General features: G+C 68.2%; 17 protein-coding genes. 7 read left to right on the top strand and 10 right to left on the bottom strand.

Annotated elements, in window-relative coordinates:
- Positions 1 to 33 precede the first annotated feature (33 nt).
- From LI92_RS06765 to LI92_RS06730, 8 genes are all read right to left on the bottom strand, one after another.
- Positions 34 to 1,353 carry a PPE family protein gene (locus LI92_RS06765; protein ID WP_046317340.1) on the bottom strand — a complete coding sequence of 440 codons (1,320 nt, stop codon included), beginning with the start codon at positions 1,351 to 1,353 and terminating at the stop codon, positions 34 to 36.
- Between the two features lie 68 nt (positions 1,354 to 1,421).
- On the bottom strand, positions 1,422 to 2,693 hold the full coding sequence (locus LI92_RS06760) for a PPE family protein (RefSeq protein ID WP_046317338.1): 1,272 nt from the start codon (positions 2,691 to 2,693) through the stop codon (positions 1,422 to 1,424).
- A gap of 458 nt (positions 2,694 to 3,151) precedes the next feature.
- Entirely contained in the window at positions 3,152 to 4,180 is a 1,029-nt protein-coding gene (locus tag LI92_RS06755; RefSeq protein ID WP_046317337.1) for a fused (3R)-hydroxyacyl-ACP dehydratase subunits HadA/HadB, read from the bottom strand.
- 83 nt (positions 4,181 to 4,263) lie between these two features.
- Positions 4,264 to 5,883 carry a thiol reductant ABC exporter subunit CydC gene (gene cydC, locus LI92_RS06750; protein WP_502691406.1) on the bottom strand — a complete coding sequence of 540 codons (1,620 nt, stop codon included), beginning with the start codon at positions 5,881 to 5,883 and terminating at the stop codon, positions 4,264 to 4,266.
- Between the two features lie 7 nt (positions 5,884 to 5,890).
- Entirely contained in the window at positions 5,891 to 7,504 is a 1,614-nt protein-coding gene (gene cydD / locus LI92_RS06745; RefSeq protein WP_046317333.1) for a thiol reductant ABC exporter subunit CydD, read from the bottom strand.
- A gap of 56 nt (positions 7,505 to 7,560) precedes the next feature.
- On the bottom strand, positions 7,561 to 8,601 hold the full coding sequence (cydB, locus tag LI92_RS06740; protein ID WP_046317331.1) for a cytochrome d ubiquinol oxidase subunit II: 1,041 nt from the start codon (positions 8,599 to 8,601) through the stop codon (positions 7,561 to 7,563).
- 42 nt (positions 8,602 to 8,643) lie between these two features.
- Positions 8,644 to 10,110: a cytochrome ubiquinol oxidase subunit I gene (locus LI92_RS06735; protein WP_046317329.1), complete on the bottom strand. Its 1,467-nt coding sequence runs from the start codon at positions 10,108 to 10,110 to the stop codon at positions 8,644 to 8,646.
- 127 nt (positions 10,111 to 10,237) lie between these two features.
- Complete coding sequence (locus LI92_RS06730; RefSeq protein WP_046317327.1) at positions 10,238 to 10,675, bottom strand: Rv1443c family protein; 438 nt, start codon at positions 10,673 to 10,675, stop codon at positions 10,238 to 10,240.
- Between the two features lie 226 nt (positions 10,676 to 10,901).
- On the opposite strand from LI92_RS06730, the gene LI92_RS06725 reads away from it, so the two are divergent.
- Genes LI92_RS06725 through LI92_RS06715 form a run of 3 tightly spaced genes read left to right on the top strand, consistent with a single transcriptional unit; the run spans position 10,902 to position 14,801 of the window.
- Positions 10,902 to 11,339 (top strand): MmpS family transport accessory protein, encoded by a 438-nt coding sequence (locus LI92_RS06725; RefSeq protein ID WP_109559646.1) that lies wholly within the window; start codon positions 10,902 to 10,904, stop codon positions 11,337 to 11,339.
- Positions 11,336 to 14,197, top strand: a complete 2,862-nt coding sequence (locus LI92_RS06720) for an MMPL/RND family transporter (protein WP_046317326.1) — start codon at positions 11,336 to 11,338, stop codon at positions 14,195 to 14,197. The genes LI92_RS06725 and LI92_RS06720 overlap by 4 nt, the downstream gene beginning before the upstream one ends.
- 4 nt (positions 14,198 to 14,201) lie before the next feature.
- Positions 14,202 to 14,801: a TetR/AcrR family transcriptional regulator gene (locus tag LI92_RS06715; RefSeq protein ID WP_046317325.1), complete on the top strand. Its 600-nt coding sequence runs from the start codon at positions 14,202 to 14,204 to the stop codon at positions 14,799 to 14,801.
- On the opposite strand, the gene LI92_RS06710 is transcribed toward LI92_RS06715, so the two are convergent.
- Entirely contained in the window at positions 14,761 to 15,384 is a 624-nt protein-coding gene (locus LI92_RS06710) for a TetR/AcrR family transcriptional regulator (protein ID WP_046317324.1), read from the bottom strand. The genes LI92_RS06715 and LI92_RS06710 overlap by 41 nt on opposite strands.
- 95 nt (positions 15,385 to 15,479) lie before the next feature.
- Here LI92_RS06710 and LI92_RS06705 point away from each other — a divergent pair, with 95 nt between their 5' ends.
- Positions 15,480 to 16,652: an aromatic ring-hydroxylating oxygenase subunit alpha gene (locus LI92_RS06705; RefSeq protein ID WP_046317323.1), complete on the top strand. Its 1,173-nt coding sequence runs from the start codon at positions 15,480 to 15,482 to the stop codon at positions 16,650 to 16,652.
- 12 nt (positions 16,653 to 16,664) lie between these two features.
- On the opposite strand, the gene LI92_RS06700 is transcribed toward LI92_RS06705, so the two are convergent.
- Complete coding sequence (locus LI92_RS06700; protein ID WP_286134899.1) at positions 16,665 to 17,774, bottom strand: epoxide hydrolase family protein; 1,110 nt, start codon at positions 17,772 to 17,774, stop codon at positions 16,665 to 16,667.
- 203 nt (positions 17,775 to 17,977) lie between these two features.
- Here LI92_RS06700 and LI92_RS06695 point away from each other — a divergent pair, with 203 nt between their 5' ends.
- The 3 genes from LI92_RS06695 to LI92_RS06685 form a co-directional block, all read left to right on the top strand.
- Entirely contained in the window at positions 17,978 to 18,481 is a 504-nt protein-coding gene (locus LI92_RS06695; protein WP_046317321.1) for an SRPBCC family protein, read from the top strand.
- An 11-nt stretch (positions 18,482 to 18,492) separates the two neighbouring features.
- On the top strand, positions 18,493 to 19,437 hold the full coding sequence (locus LI92_RS06690) for an oxidoreductase (RefSeq protein ID WP_046317320.1): 945 nt from the start codon (positions 18,493 to 18,495) through the stop codon (positions 19,435 to 19,437).
- Positions 19,438 to 19,544: 107 nt separating this feature from the next.
- Positions 19,545 to 19,715: aldehyde dehydrogenase family protein (locus tag LI92_RS06685; protein ID WP_152665363.1), on the top strand; the 171-nt coding region annotated here is incomplete at its 3' end.

Here is a 19,715-nt window from a genome sequence, read left to right as displayed (position 1 = left end):
TTCGCGGGGAGGAATAGGCGCCGCCGGTGGGCGTCAGCTCAGCGGGGTACCGGTTTTCTTCGAGCCCTTGAGGTGCACGGCATGGACACCGGGCTTGCGGGACAACTCCTCAAGCAGTTCGTCGAGTCCGGCCTGGTCGACGTTCCAGTGCTGGACCGCCTCGGGCTGGCTCTGCAGCTTGGCGATCACCGCGTCGAGCTTGACGGGGGTCTTGGCCTTACCGCCCTGAATCCGGATGCGCCCGCTTCCGGCGGAGCGCGGGGTGGCGCTGCCCAGGGCGCCGCCGGCCATCGCGCCCAGCGCCGCCTGGTTGAGCAGGCCACCAGCCATTCCCGCGGCGGGCGCGGCGGCCAGGCCTGCGGCGGAACCGCCGGTGGCCGCCAGCCGGATCGCCGGGCTGGCCGAGGCCCAGCTCGGCGGGACGGACAGGTTGCCCACCAGGTTCGCCTCCGCCATGGTGGCCGACACCGTCGAGGAAAGCCCGGCGGCGGTGCCCGCCCGCAGCCCGGCGCCCAGGCCGCTGGCCGGCAGGCCTTCGAAAGCCCGGCCCAGCGGAGTCGCAAACTTGGTGTAGGCCCCGATCGGCCAGTTGACCAGCAGTGAGACGTCGTTGAACTGCGTGGTCAGGCCGAGAGGAGCCTTGGCCGCGGCGAACAAGGCGGAGAACGTCGAACCGGCAGTGGGGTTCCCGGTCAGGGTGGCCAGGGCATTGTTGATAAGGGTGTTGTACTGGGTCGCGATGTCGGCGAAGAACTGCAGGATCGGGTTGCCTCCCGCAGTCGCTGCCGCCGAGGCGGCGCTGCTCGCCGATGTCGCCGCGGCGGTGCCGGTGGTGGTCGGCGGCGGTTCGGTGAATGCGGTGACCTTGGTGGCTGCCGTCGCCGACGCGGCGTAGGTCTGCATGGCAGCGGCATCTTGGGCCCACATCTCCAGGTACTGCGCCTCATTCGCCGCGATGGCCGCCAGATTCTGGCCGAGGAGATTTGTGGCCTGCAGCATGGCGTTCTGGGCGCGATTGGCGGCGACGACTTCCGGGGGCACGGTCGCCGCGTATGCGGCTTCGTAGGCGGTCGCGGCCGCCTGCGCCTGGGCAGCCGCCTGGGCGGCGGTGGCCGCGGTCGCCGACATCCAGGCGATGTAGGGCTCAGCGGCGGCCGTCATCGCCGCCGCTGACGGTCCGGTCCATGATTCGCTCGCGAGCGAGGTGAGCACCGCGTTGTATTCGGCTGCAGCCGAGCTCAGTTCGCCGGCCAGTCGACCCCATGCGGTTGCGGCTGCGGTCAGCGACGCCGAACCGGCGCCGGCGTACATGTTGCCGGAGTTGATCTCCGGGGGGAGCAGTGAGAAGTACATTTCGACACCCTTATCTGGTCGCGTGCGACTGGGTCAGCGGGCAGTGGCCGGGTTTGCTCATCGCTGTCTCACTCATCCAGCGCCGGGATCACGATGATGGTGGCCGCTGCGGGATCGGCTTCACCGGGCGGAATGGGACCGAAAGCATCGGCCCCGCCGCTGTTTCGCAGGGACCGGGTGGCCGCGCCGACACCCTGAGTGGCGGTGGTTCCCATGCCGCGGCCCAGCAGGCTGGACAGGGCCATCTGGCCGAACATGGCGTCTTGGCCGGCGACTGCGGCCATCGGAGCGGCCTCCAGCGTCGCCGGAAGGGACGACGCCATGCTGACCAGCTTGGTCGCCGGGGCTGCGACCGCCCAGGAAGCAGGCACCGACAACTTGCCGACTGTCGCCGCGCTGCCCAGCGCCCCGGTGGCGCTGCTCAGACCGGTTGTCGGCAGTGCTGCTTGCGTCAGCGGTGCCAGCGGCAGCAGCGCCCCGGTGATGGGTTTGGGGCCGGCTAAGAAGGACTGCACAGCCATGGCGTTGATGGGCCAGGAGTAGATCTGGCCGGCGGACAGGAACGGTCCACCGATCAGGGAGGTCCAGCCCAGCAACGGGCTGTACGGGCCGGTCAGTGTGCCCCAGATCGTGTTCCAGTTGGCCAGGTCAGCCGCAAAGGACGGAGGCACGGTCGCCGCGGCCGGGCCGGACCCGAGCGTCTGCAGCACCTGGGGCATCGCGTTCAGCATCTGGGAGACCTGTTGGGCGATATTCGACGTCGCCGAGTTCGCGGTCGCCTCTGCGGAGGCGGCCTCCTGGCCGGCGATACCGGCCGCGTTCGTGGTCTCCGGCGGCTGGCTGAACGGTGTGAGCGCCGTTGCCGCTGCCGACGATCCGGCGTAGCCGTACATGGCCGCCGCGTCCTGTGCCCACATCTCGGCGTACTCGATCTCGGTGGCGGCGATGGCGGGCGTGTTCTGGCCGAGGAAGTTGGTCGCGATCAGGGTCGCCAGCTGAACCCGGTTGGCCGCGACCACCGGTGGCGGCACGGTGGCGGCGAACGCCGCCTCGTAGGCGGCTGCCGCGGCGCGGGCCTGGTTGGCGGAGTACTCGGCTTGGGCGGCGGTGGTGGCCATCCACGTCACGTACGGCTCGGCCGCGCTGGCCATCGAGCCGGAGGAGGGCCCGGACCATTCCCCGGCGAGGCTTGAGACCACGGACTCGTAGGACGACGCCGTGGAACTGAGTTCCGCGGCGAGCGCGTCCCATGCCGAAGCGGCCGCCAGCAGGGGGCCGGAACCGGCCCCCGCGTACATCCGGCCGGAGTTGACCTCCGGCGGCAGTGCTGCGAAATCCATCTCGGGTGACTCCTCACGTCACACGTCGGTGCCGGCGCTGGTAAATCGCCGTCAACCAAACCCTAGACGGCCGTTGTCTATTCGGGGTGCCAGCGATGTAACAAGCGTGGGACTTTCCGTTGATAGTGGTAGCAGTGGATTATTGAAAAGTGTTGTGAGACAGCTGGCATAAGGCTATCCATGGTGGTCGCCGGCTTACTTAAGCAATTTGGCGGCCAGCTGGCAATTAATTCCAAGGAACACAATTGGTGGCCGGTTCATTTCGCCGGCCAGAGCAACAGCCGCCCCGGAAAACCGCGGAATCGCCACATCGTCGGGGCGTGAATTCCGCACCATTCGCCATCTCAGTCGACCGATGCTACGCAGTACTTCTGGACAACAGCTGGCAGTGGACTGGGGCTTGGCTGGCGCTGCGCTGCACAAGTCCTGGCAGCCGGCCCGGCCGGCTCAGGGACTGGTCAGCGGAAGCGGACGTGCAGGGTCGCCAAGCCGAAGATCTTCCGGCTGTCGGACTTCGCCGACACCAGGATGACGCCGCTGCGGGTAGCCGGGTCCAACGACTTGATTCGGCCGCTGAACTCGATGTCGGCGCCCTCCTTGGCCGACACGATCGCCGGTGCGGACAGCCGCACCGCGTAGCGGGTGACGGCACCCGGGTCGCCGGTCCAGGCGGAGGCGAAACCGGCGCCCAGCCCCATGGTGAGCATGCCGTGCGCGATCACGTCGGGCAGTCCGGCCAGCTTGGCGATGTCTTCGTCCCAATGGATGGGGTTGGCGTCACCGGCGACACCGGCGTAGTTCACCAGATCACCGCGCGTCAACCGGGTGTGGCGCACCGGGAGTTCGTCACCGACCCGCACGTCATCGAACGACGGGGTCCCCGGGGTACGGGTCACACCGGCCTCGGAGATCCGCACCTGCCCTTCGGGTCGCACCGTCTTGTGGTACGCAGCGTCGGCGTCGCCCACGTCGAGAATGTTGACGTCGTGCATCATCGCGTTGTGCACGGCGGTCTTGACCGTCGGATCGATGTCCTCGGCCGTCACCCCGACCACAGTGGTGTGCAGGGTGTGTACCCGCTCTCCGGCGGTGTCGGTGAAGGTGTTGGTCACCGTGATCAGGTCGCGGCCCGCGACGCGGCGCACGGAGGTCAGCTCCACGTCGATGTGCAGTTCGTCACCGTCGACGATGGGCCGGTGCTGCTCGAAGACCTCTTCGGTCTGCATGAAGGTGTCGTAACCGACGACCACGGATTCGAACATGCGGCGGTTGCAGGTCATGCCCGGTACCGAGGTGAACGTGAGCGGCGCGACCAGACCCGAGTAACCCATTTCGGCGGCGGCGGCGACGTCCCAGTGCGCGGGGTGGTAGTCCTGCACGGCGCGCGCGTACTCGCGGACCTTCTCCCGACCCACCAGGTAGGTGCCGTCCATTTGGTAGTAATGGCCGACCCGGGCTTGCATCGGGGATGTCTGTGCTGCGGTCATGAGGTGACTCAACCGTTCTATCGGGCTGGTTGCGGAAGCCGACCACAGCACCCTAGCGTGCGCGCCGGCGCCCGAGGCGGTGCCTATCCCAGGACGAGTCGCCGGAACGGGCCCTCCCCGCAGAGGTGGTGGGTGGCCACCACCACCGTCCGGTCGGCGCCGAACAGGCCGGGCACCGCGAGAATCGCCCGCAGGAGGTCGTCGGCGTCGGCGGCGTCGAGATGCTCGGTGGGCTCGTCGAGCGCCACGATGGCCGCCGGCGACAACATGGCCCTGGCCAGCAGCAGCCGCCGCCGCTGTCCCGCCGACAATGCCTGGGCGCCGCCGGCGAGGACGGTGGCCAGGCCGTCGGGCAGACCGGCCAGCCAGGGCGCCAGGCCCACCCGGCTCATGGCTGTGCGCAGCTCGTCGTCGTGGCAGTCGCCCCGCGCCACCAGGAGGTTGTCCCGGACGGTGGTCGCGAAGATGTGGGCGTCCTCGGCAAAGAAACCGACGGCTGATCGCAGGTCGGACTCGGCCAGCTCCGGCAACGGACGGCCGCCGACCCGAACGCCACCGGCCAGCGGCGTCACCAGGCCCGCCAACGTCATCAGCAGAGTCGTCTTGCCGGCCCCGCTGGGGCCGGTGACCGCCAGCCGATCCCCGGGCGCCAGATCGAGTTCGACCCGCACGGATCGCTCGTCGCGAAATCCCGAGACCAGATCGGCGTGCAGCGCCGGGGTCGCTCCCGGCGCCGGGCGATGCAGCGCCGGCGCGGGCCCGCTCGGGGGTTCTTCGGGCGCCAGATCGACCAGCCGCTGCGCCGCGATCCGCGCACGGGTCAGCGCGACGGCGGCCCCCGGCAGTGCGGTGGTCGCCTCGAAGGCCGACAGCGGCAGCAACATCAGGACCGCCACCGTGGTGGGCGCCAGGACGTCGGCGAGCCCGATTCCGGCTACCGCGGCGCCGAGCACGCTGACCCCGACCGCGGCGGTGGGCAGGGCCGCGGCCAGCGCGGCCGGCTTGGCCGCTGCGTCCAGCGCCGCGCCCCAGGCCTGCTGGCGACGCTGGGACTCGGCGATGACGGCGGGCAGCAGACCGGCGATCCGCAGCTCCGGCGCGTGGTCGAGCGCATGCAGCGCCGCGATGTCACGCTCGCCGAGGTGCTCGCGGGCGCTGCTCTGCTGTGCCGCGGCGGCCCGCGCGGCCAGCCACGGTGCCACCACTCCGGCGGCCAGCAGGCACCCGGCCAGTACCGCCGCGGCCGCCGGGGAGATCACCGCGATCGCCGCGGTGGCAACGACACCCAGTACCGCGGCCACCCCGATCGGGAGGACGGCGCGGACCAAGACGTCGGAGAGCTCATCGACATCGGAGCCAAGGCGGGCCACCAACTCTCCGCTGCGCAACCGCACCGCGGTCTGCGCGGGGCCGTAGGCCAGGCGCCGGTAGAGCTGCACCCGGGCGGTGCCCGCCGCCGCCAGGGCGGTGTCATGGCTCACCAGCCGCTCGCAGTAGTGCAGCACCCCGCGCGAGATTGCCAGCGCCCGCACCGCCACCACGGCGATCGACAGGTCCAGCACCGGTGGCATCTGCCAGGCCCGGGTGATCAGCCAGGCCGAGACGGCGGCCAACGCCAGCGCGCTGCACAGCGACAGGGTCGCGAGCAGACCGGCCAGCAGCAGCCGGGACAGGCGTGGCCGCAGCAGCCGCAGAGCCGCCACCAGTGGATCAGACCGGCACCGCACGGGCGACTCCCTCGCTGTGAACGGTGACGACCTGATCGGCGATCGCCAGCACGGGGGCGCGGTGGCCCACCACCACCACCGTCGCTCCGGCGCGCGCACGGTCCACCAGGGCCGCCAGCACGCGTTGTTCTGCCGTGGGGTCCAGATGCGCGGTCGGTTCGTCGAGCAACAACACCGGGGCCGGTGAGCCCAGTGCGCGAGCCAGCCCGAGCCGCTGCCGTTGCCCCAACGACAACCCCAGCCCGCCGCGGCCCACCCGGGTGCGCGCGCCGTCGGGCAACTCCGCGAGCACCGCGTCGAATCCGGCTGCCGCGCAGGCATCCTGCGGCTCGACCAGGTCGCCGAACAACGCGAGGTTGTCCGCCACCGTGCCCGGGATCAGCGCCGGGCGCTGCGGCAACCACGACAGTTGGGCCCACCAGCTGGGCAAGTCGAGCGTCGCCACGTCGACGCCGCCCACCGTGATGCGTCCACAGGACGGACTGGTCAGGCCTGCGATGGCCGCCAGCACCGTACTCTTGCCCGCGCCGTTGGCTCCGGTCAGCACCGTCACCTGACCGGGCTCGACCACCGCGTCCAGGCCGGCCGGCGCCGCACCGTCCCGGCCGGCCACGCTGAGGCCCTCGAGCCGTATCGGTGCCCCCCGCGCAGCCACCCCGCGGTCTCCTGGAATCCGTGCAGCGGTCTCGCCGATCAGAGCGAAAGCCTTGTCCGCGGCAGCGCGCCCGTCTTGGGCGGCGTGAAACTCCACGCCGATTCGGCGCAGCGGCCAGTACACGTCGGGCACCAGCAGCAACACGGTCAGCCCGGCGGTCAGGCTCATCTCGCCGAACACCAGCCGCAGGCCGATGCTGACGGCGACCACGGCCACGCTCAGCGTGGCCAGCAGTTCGAGGACCAGTGCCGACAGGAACGCGACACGCAGGCTGGCCATGGTCGACCGGCGCTGCGCGCGGGACAGTTCGGCGATGCGGTCCTGCGGTCCGCTCGCCCGCCCGAGCGCGCGCAGGGTGGGGATGCCGGCGATCAGGTCCATCAGACGCGCCTGCAACGTCGTCTGGGCCGCCAGGGCCGCCACCGACCTGTCCGCGGTGGCCAGGCCGATCAGCACCATGAACACCGGGATCAGGGGCAACGTGATGAACGCCAGAACCGCTGACCGCAGGTCGAACGCGGCGATCACCGCGCCCGTGATCGGGGTAAGGATCACGGCCAGCAGCAGCGCGGGCAGATAGGAGGTGAAGTAGGAGCGCAGACCGTCCAGTCCGCGGGTGACCACCGTCGCCGCGGCGTCGCGTTCGGCGGCCAGGCGGCCGGGAGCGCGTGCAGTCACCGCGCGCAGCACCTGCCCGCTGAGTTCGGCGATCACCGCGCTGGCCCCGCGCTGCCCCAGCCTGGCCTGCAGCCAGTGCGCCAGCGTACGTAGGGCGAACAACGCTGCAAGAGCTGCCAACAGGGGCGTCCAGTGCGTGACGCTGCGCGTCGACGGTTGGGTGATCACCCCGGACACGATGTAGCCCAACGCTATCGCGGAGCCGAGTGCGCAGGCGGCGATCACCACTCCGCAGCCCACCATGGCGACCAGGAAGCGGCGCACGGCGGCCGAGGCCCGCCACAGGCGCGGGTCCAGCGGCGCCCGGGAACCCCGGGCGGTCAGGACGGCTGCCTAACCAGCCCGATGGACTGTGGAATCTGCTCGGCGGAGATGCGCTGCCGAAACACCCAGTACGTCCAACCCTGGTACGCGATTGCCAGCGGCGCGAAGATCACCGCCGCCCAGGTCATGATCTTCAACGTGTAGGGGGTCGATGAGGCGTTGTAGATCGTCAGGCTCCACTGCGGATCCAACGTGGAGGGCAGCAGTGCCGGATACAGGGCGCCGAACAGCAGGACCACCACGGCCGCGACGACGATTGCCGAGCACGTGAACGCCCAGCCGTCGGACGCCCGGCGCCACACCAGCGCCACCGCGGCCAACTGCGCGACCACCGCGACGCCCAGCACCAGCCAGGTCCAACCGGTGCCGTGGGCGAGCTGGGTCCAGACTCCGAACGCGGCGACCAGCGCGGTCACCGGAAGCGCCAACAGGTTGGCGAAACGGTGCGCGTCGTCGCGAATCGCCCCGGCGGTTTTCAGGCCGGTGAACACCGCGCCGTAGAACAGGAACAAGCCGCCGGTGGCCAGGCCGCCCAGGAGCGTGTAGGTGTTGATCACATCGCCGAACGCCAGGCGGACGTGGTGGTCGGCGTCCACCGGCAGGCCCCGGACCAGCACGGCGAACGCCACGCCCCACAGGATCGCCGGCAGCCAGGACCCGGCGGCGATACCGGCATCGGCCCAGGCGCGCCACCGGGAGTCGTTGACCTTGCCCCGCCATTCGATCGCGACGGCGCGCACGATCATGCCGAACAGGATGGCCAGCAGAGGCAGGGACAGCGTGGAGAACACCGTGGCGTACCAGTTCGGAAACGCGGCGAACATCGCCCCGCCCGCGGTGATCAGCCAGACCTCGTTGCCGTCCCAGAACGGTCCGATCGTGTTCAGCGCGGCCCGTCGGTGTGCCTCAGGGTCGCCGGTGCTGACGCGGCCGAACGGCGCCATCAGCATGCCCACCCCGAAGTCGAAGCCTTCCAGGATGAAAAAGCCGGTGAACAGCACCGCGACCAACACGAACCACAGCTGTTGTAGGTCCACCGCAGCGACCTCCTTATCCGGTGCTATCCGTTCAACCCGGCCTTAGTAGGCGAATGACAGTGGCGCCACATCGTTTTCGTCCAGCGGTGCCGGCGGCGCCGGTTCGGCATCGTGGTCGGTCGGCCCTTGGGCCACATAGCGGCTGATCAACCAGAACCAGATCACCGCGAGCACCGCATAGACCAGCGTGAACATCACCAGGGAGGTGACCACCATCCCTGCGCTGTTTCCCGAGACGCCTTGCGCGACGGTCTGCCGTACCCCGGGATCGCCGGTCGGGTTGGGGACCACGACCCAGGGCTGACGGCCCATTTCGGTGAAGACCCAGCCGGAGATGTTGGCCAGGAAGGGGGTGGGAATGGTCAGCAGCGCGAACCAGGCGAGCCAGCGCTGGCCGGGGATCTGCCCGCGCCGCGTCAGCCACAGGGCGGCCATCGCGAACAGCACCGGCACCAGCAGTAGGCCGATCATCACACGGAACGACCAATAGGTGACGAACAGATTCGGCCGGTAGTCGCCGGGCCCGAATTTCTGCTCGAAGCTCTGCTGGATGTCGCGGACCCCGTCGAGCCGAACACCGCTGATCCGGCCCTGCGCCAGCAGCGGTAGCAGATAGGGCACCTCGATCACCCGGGTGAGGTGGTCGCAGTTGTTTTGGCGCCCGATGGTCAGGACCGAGAAGTTAGGGTCGGTTGCGGTGTCGCACAACGATTCCGCCGACGCCATCTTCATCGGTTGCTGGACGAACATCAGCTTGCCCTGCACGTCGCCGGTCAAGAACAACGCCACCGCGGCGACCAGCGCGACCCAACATCCCAGAACGGTTGCCGGCCGGTACATGGTGCCGGCGTCCACGGCGGCCGCGAGCGAGCCGTCGGCGCGGGACCGGACCATCCACCAGGCGCACACCGCGGCGACGAATGTGCCGGCCGTCAAGAATGCGCCGCTTATCGCGTGCGACAGCGCGGCCTGGGCGGTGTTGTTGGTGAACAGCGCCAGGATGCTGTCCAGTTCGGCGCGTTTGGTCTCCGGATTGAAGTGCGCGCCGACCGGATGCTGCATGAACGAGTTGGCGGCGATGATGAAGAACGCCGAGAGGTTTGTGGCGATCGCGACAATCCAGATGCACAGCAGATGTATCGCCCGCGGCAAGCGGTCCCAGCCGAAGATCCACAGCCCGATGAAGGTGGACTCCAAGAAGAAGGCGGCCAGGCCCTCCATCGCCAGGGGGGCCCCGAACACATCGCCGACAAAGCGGGAGTATTCGCTCCAGTTCATGCCGAACTGGAACTCCTGGACGATTCCGGTGGCCACGCCCAGTGCGAAGTTGATCAGGAAGAGCTTGCCGAAGAACTTGGTGAGCCGGTACCAGGCGGGGTTGTTCGTTCGGAACCACACCGTCTGCATGACTGCGACCAACGGCGCCAAACCGATGGTCAGCGGCACGAAGATGAAGTGATAGACGGTGGTGATCCCGAACTGCCACCGCGATAAGTCAACGACGTCCATGGGCCATCTCCCCGGGGCTGCGCAGCCGATGCTACGACCAAGGGTAGTAGTTAAGGCCCGTTCCCGGTAGAGATTTCTCGGACATCCGCCAAGCCTGCGGGCAGGGAAACGCCGGGCGCGCAGGCGGCTAAGCCACGATGGCGGCGAGGGTGCGCCAGCGGCGATGCCGGTGGGTGAACAGCAGCCGGATGAACATCCGAGTGAGCGCGCCGATGATGCCGTCATCGGTCTCGATCTCGTCGGTGTAGCGGCAGCGCTGCTCGTCGAGGGGCGTGAACGTCAACCGGTGGTTCCAGGTGCGAACCGGCCCGCTGCGCTCGTTGGTATAGATCGTCAGCTCGTCGAGTTGCCGGATTTCCAGGTGATGGGTCCAGGCTGGGATGACCCCGAACCACCACAGCCGCGCCGACAGGCGGGTCCCGACGTCGAGGTGCTCCGGTGCGGTCAGCCTGGGCAGGGTGACCAGTGGGGCGAGCACGTATTGCATCAGGGCGGGTTTGCGTGCCAGTGCCGCGGCGTGCTGCGCGGAGATCGGTAGGTCGGTGTGCAGGGCGACAATGCTCACGGCAGGCTCCCGGGTTCACGCGTGGACGGGTGAGTGTGGGGTTGCGGCGCATGCCGTTGCGGGCCGCGAACATCCAGGTGGAACCTACCAGCGGCCGATCTTCCGTGGGCTGGTCGCGATGCGGTAATCTCCGTCCCGGCCCAGACGGAACCCGGGTTCCGCCTGTGGCGCACGTCTGTGTGCCGCGGCCCAGATCCTCGCGGCAGCAGGGGGCAAGGAGGCGTGGGTGTTCGCACTGGTCCGCAGGCTGTGGATACCGCTGCTTCTGGTGGTGGTGATCGCGCTGGGCGCCTACGTGGTGGTCCGGGTCCGCAACAGTTTCGGCGCCGGCGCCCGGGTGGCCACCGCCGACCCCAACGCCGACGAGACCAAGCCCTTCAACCCCAAACACATCACCTATGAACTGACGGCCCCCTCGGGCGGCACCGTCAACATCAACTTTCTCGACGAGAACGGGCAACCGCACCTGATCGAGGACGCGCCGCTGCCGTGGTCGCACACCATCGTCACCACGTTGCCGTCGATGTCGGCCAACATCGTCGCGCAGGGCGACACCGCCATGGACCACCTGCGCTGCCGGATCATCGTCGACGACAACGTCCGCGACGACCGCAGCATCGACGAGTACAAGCCCTTCATCTACTGCCTGGTGAAGTCCGTATGAGCAACCGAGTGGACCAGCCGCGCTCCCGCATCGCCCGGCTGCTCTGGGTACTGGCCGTGCCCATCATCATCTTCTGGCTGCTCATTGCGATCGGAACGACGGTGTTCACCCCGAAGCTGGGTGTGGTGGCGGGCAAGCACTCGGTGCCGATGGCGCCATTGGACGCGCCGGCGTTCAAGGACATGATGGGCATCGGCCACAAGTTCGAGGAGTTCGACACCGACTCCACCGCGATGGTCGTGCTCGAGGGTGACGACAAGCTCGGCGACAGCGCGCACGAGTACTACAACGAGATCGTCGCCAAGCTCAAAGCCGACCGGCATGTCCAGAACGTGCAGGACTTCTGGAGCGATCCGCTCACCGCCGCCGGCTCCCAGAGCCCGGATGGCAAGGCTGCCTACGTGCAGGTCTTCCTCGACGGAGCCCAGGGCACCACGCCCAGCCACGCCTCGGTGGCCGCCGTGCGCAAGATCGTCGAGGGCGTACCCGCGCCGCCGGGCGTGCAGGCGCACGTGGCCGGCAACACGGTGCTCAACACCGACACCCTGATCGCCGCGCACAACAGCATGGAACTGATGACGGCGGTCACCATCGGCGTCATCTTCGTGATGCTGCTCGCCATCTACCGATCGCTGCGGTCGGCTATCGTCGCGCTGATCCTGGTGCGCTTCGAACTGTATGCGGCAGAAGGCATTGTGGCCACGGCCGGCAACCTGGACATCATCGGCCTGACCCCCTACGCGGTCAGTATGGTCACGATGCTGACCATTGCCGCCGGCACCGACTACTTCATCTTCCTGCTGGGCCGCTATCACGAGGCCCGCTCCCGCGGCCAGGACCGCGAAGAGGCGTTCCATACCGCCTACAACGGCGTGGTCCACGTGATCGTGGGCTCCGGCCTGACCATCGTCGGCGCCTGCCTGTGTCTGACCGCGACCAAGCTGCCGTACTTCCAGACCATGGGTGTGCCGTGCGCCATCGCGCTGGTGGCCACCATGGTGGCGGGCCTGACCCTGGCTCCGGCGGTGCTGGTGGTCGCATCCAAATTCGGGATCTTCGACCCCAAACGTCAAGTGTCCGAACGGGGCTGGCGCCGTATCGGCACCCTGGTGACGCGGTGGCCGAAGCCGATCATCGTGGTGACCACCTTCATCGCGGCGATCGGGTTCGTGGCTCTGGCGACCTACGTGCCCAACTACAACGACCGGCACTTCACCCCCGAGACCATCGCGGCCAACGTCGCCCAGACGGCGGCCGAACGGCACTTCTCCCAGGCCCGGATGAATCCCGAACTGCTCATGGTCGACGCCGGGCACGACTTGCGCAATCCGGCGGACATGCTGGTCATCGATCGAATCGCCAAGACCGTCTTCCACGAGCGCGGTATCGGGCGGGTGCAGACCATCACCCGTCCGCTCGGTGCGCCGATCGAACACAGCTCCATTCCGTTTCAGATCGCCATGCAGGCCTCCGGTCAGCTGCAGACCGCGAAGTTCATGAACGACTCCATGGCCTCGATGCTGGAACAGGCCGACGAGATGGGCCGGACCGTGGCCACCATGGAGCACATGTACGGGGTGATGCAGCAGGTCGTCGACACCACCCACGACATGACCGCCCACATGCACGAGCTGCAGCTCGACATCGAGACGGTGCGCCAGCACGTGTCGGACTTCGACGACTTCTTCCGCCCGCTGCGCAGTTACTTCTATTGGGAGCCGCACTGCTTCGACATCCCCATCTGCGCTTCCACGCGGTCGATGTTCGACATGCTCGACGACGTCGACGCCATGACCGATGACATGGGCACCACCATCAAAGACGTTGACCGGCTCGACGTCTTGATGCCGCAGATGCTCGAAGACCTGCCCAAGACCATCGACTCGATGAAGAAGATGCGCGGCTTCATGCTCGCCACCCACAGTTCGATGTCGGGCATCCAGCACCACCTGCAGGAGAACGCCGAAGGCTCGACGCTGATGGGCAAGTTCTTCGACGAGGCCAAAAACGACGACTCCTTCTACCTGCCGCCGGAGGTCTTCGACAACCCCGACTTCATCCGGGGACTGAAGATGTTCGTCTCGCCCGACGGCCACGCCGTGCGATTCATCATCACCCACCAGGGCGACCCCGCCTCGGTCGAAGGCATCGAGCATGTCCAGGGCATCCGGGACGCCGTCGCGGACGCGATCAAGGGAACTCCCCTGGAAGGCTCGAAGGTGTCGCTGGCCGGCACCGCGTCGATGTACAGCGACATGCAGGACGGCGTGAAGATCGACCTGATGATCGCCGGGTTGTCCACGCTGATCCTGATCTTCTCGATCATGCTGCTGATCACCCGCAGCCTGGTGGCGTCGCTGGTGATCGTCGGCACGGTGCTGGCCTCGCTGGGCACCGCCTGCGGTCTGTCGGTGCTGTTGTGGCAGGACATTCTCGGGGTGGGCCTGCAGTGGATCGTGCTGCCGCTGACGGTCATCATCCTGTTGGCGGTGGGATCGGACTACAACCTGTTGTTGGTCTCGCGGCTCAAAGAGGAGATCGGCGCGGGCCTGAACACCGGGATCATCCGCGGCATGGGTGCTTCGGGGCGGGTGGTCACCGCGGCGGGCCTGGTGTTCGCGGCGACCATGGCGTCGATGATGGTCAGCGATCTGCGGGTGATCGGCCAGTTGGGCACCGCGATCGCCTTGGGGTTGCTGGTGGACACGTTCATCGTCCGCGCCTTCATGACGCCCGCGATCGCCGCGGCGCTGGGCCGGTGGTTCTGGTGGCCGTTGGATACCTTCAGCATGCGGGACCGGCCGGCGCCCGAGCCGGCGCCCGACGCCGAACCGATACCGCAGCCGACGATGGTGTGAGGCCATGGAGTCACGACTGCGGCACCGCACCGACGGGAGGCTGGATCGCTCCCGCGATCCGGCGATCTTGGACGCCGCGCTGGCGATTGTCTCGGAAAGCGGCTACGACGCGGCGAATATGAACGACATCGCGGCACGCGCCGGTGTCGGAAAGGCGGCCATCTACCGCCGCTGGTCGTCGAAAGCGGCGCTGGTCACCGATGCGCTCATCTATTGGCGGCCCGACCTGCTGACCAAGGACACCCCCGACACCGGGAGCCTGACCGGCGATCTCGACGCACTCGTGGAGCAGATCGCCCGCAACGACAACGAGCCGTTCCCCAACGACCTGGTGCTGCGTGTCGCCTTGGAGGCTGCGCAGGACCCGGACCTGGCGGCCGCGGTCGATGACCTGCTCCTGGTCAAGGGCCAGGGACTGGTCGCCAAGATCGTCGCGCAGGCCGTGGCGCGCGGCGAGATCGACGCCGACCGGGACTGGTCGCTGGTCGCCGACGTGGTGCTGGCGATGGGCCTGCTGCAGGTGGTCCGCGGTCAGACCATCGACGCAGCCTTCGTCCGGGCTGTCATCGACACGCTTGTGCTGCCTGCGTTGCACCCGCGTTGACAGCCGGAGCAATCCAGCGGCGCAGGAAGGCGCGCAGTTGTGTACCGCTCCGTGGTGGGCGCCCTGGATCGACGACCAGCGACTGCAACACGCGCAGCATGAACTCCACCAACTGATCGAGGTCGTCGCTGGAGAAACCCGCGGCGTCCCAGTCGACGTCGAATCGGTCGATGAGCGAGCGCCCGAATGCCAGCGCCGCATCCGAGGTGGCCCCGGCGGAGAAGGCGCTGGCTTTGCCCGGTGTCATCAACAAACCCATGAAGCGCTCGTTGGGCAGCAGTTCCACGGTGTGCGCAATACCCTCCACGACGGCCTCGGCAGGGTCGTGGACGCCGCGGAGGTGGTCGGTCAGGCTGTCGAGGAAAGGGTCCACCTCGGCTACGACGGTCGCGATCAGCAGCGCCTCGGTGCTGGGGAAGTACCGGTAGACCGTCTGGCGGGTGACGCCGACGTCCTTGGCCACGTCCGAGATGCCGAAGTTGGTCCCACATTGATCGATTCGGCGCCGGGCGGCGTCGAGGAGGCGAGCGACTGCCTCGTCGTCGTCGGCGGGTTTGGCGCCCGACCATCCGTGCGTGCGCATGAGCGAACGTTACCCCGCGCCGGACGCGCCGAAGGACTGGCCATACATATCTGCGGTCTGTATGGTCAAATGCTGCAACGTCGAAAGGAGCCGCTATGGCGCTGACTCCGCACGAACTCCCCGGTGCGATGGACCTCGAGCTGACTCGACGGGCGCTGCGCCTGGCGCTGCACAAAACCACCGAGTTGGCCGACGACGTGCTGCGGGTCCCACTGCACTACTACCGGGATGCCAAGGTCACTGAGATGGAGGAGTCGCAGATCCTGCGCCGCACCCCGCTGGCAATCGTGCCCAGCGTGCAGGTTCCGGCGCCCAACGACTACGTCGTGCGGTCGGTGCTGGGCGACTCACTGCTGGTCACCCGCGACGCAACCGGTCGCAGCCACGTGTTCCTCAACTACTGCCGGCATCGCGGCGCGAAGCCGGCCTGCGGGGCGGGCAACACGGCACGGTTCACCTGTCCGTACCACGCCTGGACGTATCGCAATGACGGACAACTGCTGACCGTTCCGGGCAGCTCGGGGTTCCCGGGTGTGGACAAGGGCGACTACGGGCTTGTCGAGCTGCCCAACGCCGAACGCCACGGCTTCATCTGGGCCGTCCTGACTGCAGGCGCCGACATCGATGTCGACACCCACCTCGGCGATCTCGGTCCCGAACTGGAAGCGCTGGACTACAACAACTTCGGGTACCACGATCACCGCGAGTTCGAATCCGAGGTGTCGTGGAAAGGCGCCCTGGAAGCCTTCGCCGAGAGCTACCACTTCCCGTTCGTGCACGGACAGAGCCTCATCGGCCAGAACACCCTGGCCAACACCTCGATCCACGACCGCTTCGGCAGGCATCACCGAATGGGCTTTCCGTTCAACTGGATCACCACCCTGGACAGCGACGCGAGCGCCTCCTGGGACGTGCGCGACAACATGGGGCTGATCTACTGGATCTATCCGAACGTCATCTTGGCGAACAGTCCGGTGGGGGTGGAAGTGATCGATATCCTGCCCGCTGGTTCACCGACCCGCTGTACGGTGCGGCACAGCTGGCTGGCCCGGGTGCCGGCCGCCGACGACGCCTCACGGTCCGGCTACGACACGATCTTCGCCGCGGTGCACGCCGCGGTGCGTGACGAGGATTTCGCCATGCTGCCGCAGTGCGGTGAGGGGGTCCGCCACGGCCAGCACGATCACATGGTCATCGGCCGCAACGAAATCGGCGTCCAGCACATGATCAGGACTTTCGCGGGCGAGCTCGGCATCGCTTTGGGCTGACGAACGACCACATCACAACACGGCCAGGTCCGCCAGCACATCGGCGAAGGCCGTCAGGTCCGCGGCGAACAGTGCGGGCTGCTCGAAAGCGGCGAAGTGCCCGCCGCGCTCCTGGACGCTGTAGTGGACCAGGTTGTAGCGACGGGCGGCCCACGCCCGCGGTGTCTGCACCAGCTCGTAGGGGTAGACCGCGTAGCCGGTGGGCACCGTGACACGACCCCGCCATGAGCCGAGCGCGCCGGAGCGGGCGGACTCGCAATACAGGCGGGCCGAGGAGGTCCCGGTCGCGGTCAGCCAGTAGAACATCAGGTTGTCGATGAGCCGATCGGTGCTGATCGGCATCCCGTCGCGGATGTCGCACCAGGCGTGGAACTTCTCCAGAATCCAGCCCGCCAGTCCGACCGGTGAGTCGTCGAGTCCATATCCCACCGAATGCGGCCGCGTCGCTTGCTGATTCATATACGCCCTGCCGTCGGCAGTGCGCTGCACCGAGGCAGCGATAGCCGCCTGCTCGGCCGCCGTCACCGCAGCCATCAGACCGGGATCGTCGCGGTCCGGCGGGGCGAAGCACATGTTTGTGTGGATGGCCGCGACCCGCCCCGTGTAGTGCTCGCCGAGCCGCCGGGCGACCAGCGCGCCCCAGTCGCCGCCCTGGGCGACATACCGGTGATAGCCCAGCTGGCCCATCACATCGTCCACGGCGGCCGCCACGGCCGCGACATCGACACCGGGCCGGCGGGTCGGGCCGGAGAACCCGTAGCCGGGCATCGAGACGACGACGACGTGGAATCGGCGCCGCAGCAGCGGAAGTACGTCGAGGAACTCCACGATCGAACCGGGCCACCCATGCGTCACAACCAAGGGGATGGCGTCGCGGTCGGGCGACCGGACGTGCAGAAAGTGCACCCGCTGGCCGGCGGCGGCGGTGACGAACGAGCCGAATTCATTGATCTCGGCCTCCACCTGCCTCCAGTCGTAGGTGTGCAGCCAATGATCTACGACCGCCCTGAGGAAGGCTTGGTCGGTTCCGTAATCCCATCCGGCCCCGTCGATCTCGGCCGGCCACCGGGTGTTGGCGAGCCGGTGGCGCAGATCATCGAGCTCGGGCTCGCTGACGCACAGCGGCCAGGGTTCAGGTCTGTTCAGGGCCGCCTCCGTTTCGGCTGCCGGGAGAACCGAGCCGGCTTGCGGAAGCTGCCTTCAGCTCAGGCACTTGCACACCCTATCGAGATGTGTACAAATTGATCAACGCTATCCGCGCCCGTCGCCGTACATCGTCGCCGGTACCGCCGAAATGTCCTGAAAGGAAGCAACAGTTGCCCCGGATGTACCCGTGCGCGAAGGTCGGCCTCGACTATCTGGAACAGGCTCCGCAGCGGTTCAGCAACAGCGTCGACCTGGCCGTGACGCCGGGCCAGATCTGGGAGGTGCTGGCCGACGCCGAAGCGTGGCCCCGCTGGGCCAGCGTGATCACCAACGTGACCTGGACCAGCCCCGAACCGCACGGAGTCGGCACCACCCGCGTGGTCGACATGCGTGGCGGGATAGTCGGCGACGAGGAGTTCCTGGCCTGGGAACCCGAACAGCACATGGCCTTTCGGTTCAACGCGAGCTCCACTTCGGCATTGGCGGTGTTCGTCGAGGACTATCGCATCGAGGCCACCGCGTACGGCTGCCGGCTCACCTGGACGCTGGCCAACCAGCTGACCGGCCCGGCCCGGTGGGCGTCCCCGGTCAGCGGCCCGCTGATGAACCTGGGGTTCCGCCGCTTCCTGTCCAACCTGCGCCGCTATACCGACCAGCGCTTCGCGACGGCGAGCCGCGGGTAGGGCAGCCGGGTATGGACGCGGCCGATTGGTCGCTGGAGCAGGGCGCGCCTCAGACCGGCCGCACCGCGGTGGTCACCGGGGCCAACACCGGGGTCGGCCTTGAAGTGGCCAGGGGCTTGGCGGTGCTGGGTGCCGACGTCGTGTTGGCCTGCCGCAACAGCGCCGCCGCAGCGCAGGCACGGGCCGACATCCGCCGGTCGGCTCCGGAAGCGCGCGTCGACGTCGTTCATCTCGATGTCAGCGACCTGAGCTCGGTGCGTGCCTGCGCGGACGAGCTGCGGGCCGGCTATCCGGTCATCGACATCCTGGTCAACAACGCCGGTGTCATGCACCAGAGCCGGCAGGTGACCTCTGAGGGCTTCGAGGGCGATTTCGGAACGAATTTTCTCGGCCCGTTCGCCTTGACGGGGCTGCTGCTCGATCACCTGCACGCGTCCCCTGCGGGCCGGATCGTCGCCGTGAGCAGCAAGACCCACCGCAGCGGCCGGATCGCCTTCGAGGATCTGCAGTCGGAGAAGGCCTTCACGATGGCGAAGGCGTACGCGCAGTCCAAGCTGGCCCAGTTGATGGTCACCTACGAGCTGCAGCGGCGGCTGGAAGCTGCGGGCAGCGCGGCCATTGCGCTCGCCGCGCACCCCGGGGGCACCCGCACCTCGATCCTGCGCGAGCAGCCGGGGGCGATCCGGTGGGTGTTCAACAGCCGCTTCCGCTACCTGACCGGTTGGTTCACCCAGGGGCCTGCGCAGGGGGCGCTGCCCATATTGCGGGCTGCCACCGATCCGGCCGCCACCGGGGGCCGGTTCTACGGCCCGGGAGGGCGTTTCGAGCAGATCGGGCCGCCGGTGCCGGTACGGGCCGCCGGCCGGGCGCTCGACGTCGATGCCCAGCGGCGGCTGTGGGCGATCGCCGAAGAACTCACCGGGGTCACGTATTCGCTCCCGGGCGGTCCGGCATAGCGCCGGCGTCACGGAACATCGGAGCGGCGAGGTGTTGACCGCCGAGCGCCGGTGATGCTAAGCAGGTGCACAGCATCAGCTGCCGCGGCGACCAGAAGGATCTGTGCATGACAGTGCAGTCGGTAATCAACGACCTTGCGAAGCGGCCGGGAACCGGCGACGTCATCGCGGTCATCGACCCCGCCACCGAGGAACAGATCACCGAGTTCCGTGACGCCGGTCCGGAAGCCGTCGACGAAGCCGTCGCCCGCGCCAAGGCGGCCTACCAGTCCGGCGGG

Source organism: Mycobacterium sp. UM_Kg1 (assembly GCF_000972925.1).
Classification (GTDB): Bacteria; Actinomycetota; Actinomycetes; order Mycobacteriales; family Mycobacteriaceae; genus Mycobacterium; species Mycobacterium hiberniae.
The sequence above is the reverse complement of the archived record's forward strand: the minus strand, read 5'-3'. Positions and strand labels throughout refer to the sequence as shown.

Bases quoted from the DNA above. Each gene is read 5' to 3' on its own strand.
- LI92_RS06765 (WP_046317340.1), bottom strand. From the start codon at position 1,353: ATGTACTTCTCACTGCTCCCCCCGGAGATCAACTCCGGCAACATGTAC.
- LI92_RS06710 (WP_046317324.1), bottom strand. From the start codon at position 15,384: ATGCGCACGCACGGATGGTCGGGCGCCAAACCCGCCGACGACGACGAG.
- LI92_RS06760 (WP_046317338.1), bottom strand. From the start codon at position 2,693: ATGGATTTCGCAGCACTGCCGCCGGAGGTCAACTCCGGCCGGATGTAC.
- LI92_RS06715 (WP_046317325.1), top strand. From the start codon at position 14,202: ATGGAGTCACGACTGCGGCACCGCACCGACGGGAGGCTGGATCGCTCC.
- LI92_RS06720 (WP_046317326.1), top strand. From the start codon at position 11,336: ATGAGCAACCGAGTGGACCAGCCGCGCTCCCGCATCGCCCGGCTGCTC.
- LI92_RS06755 (WP_046317337.1), bottom strand. From the start codon at position 4,180: ATGACCGCAGCACAGACATCCCCGATGCAAGCCCGGGTCGGCCATTAC.
- LI92_RS06695 (WP_046317321.1), top strand. From the start codon at position 17,978: ATGTACCCGTGCGCGAAGGTCGGCCTCGACTATCTGGAACAGGCTCCG.
- LI92_RS06735 (WP_046317329.1), bottom strand. From the start codon at position 10,110: ATGGACGTCGTTGACTTATCGCGGTGGCAGTTCGGGATCACCACCGTC.
- LI92_RS06690 (WP_046317320.1), top strand. From the start codon at position 18,493: ATGGACGCGGCCGATTGGTCGCTGGAGCAGGGCGCGCCTCAGACCGGC.
- LI92_RS06705 (WP_046317323.1), top strand. From the start codon at position 15,480: ATGGCGCTGACTCCGCACGAACTCCCCGGTGCGATGGACCTCGAGCTG.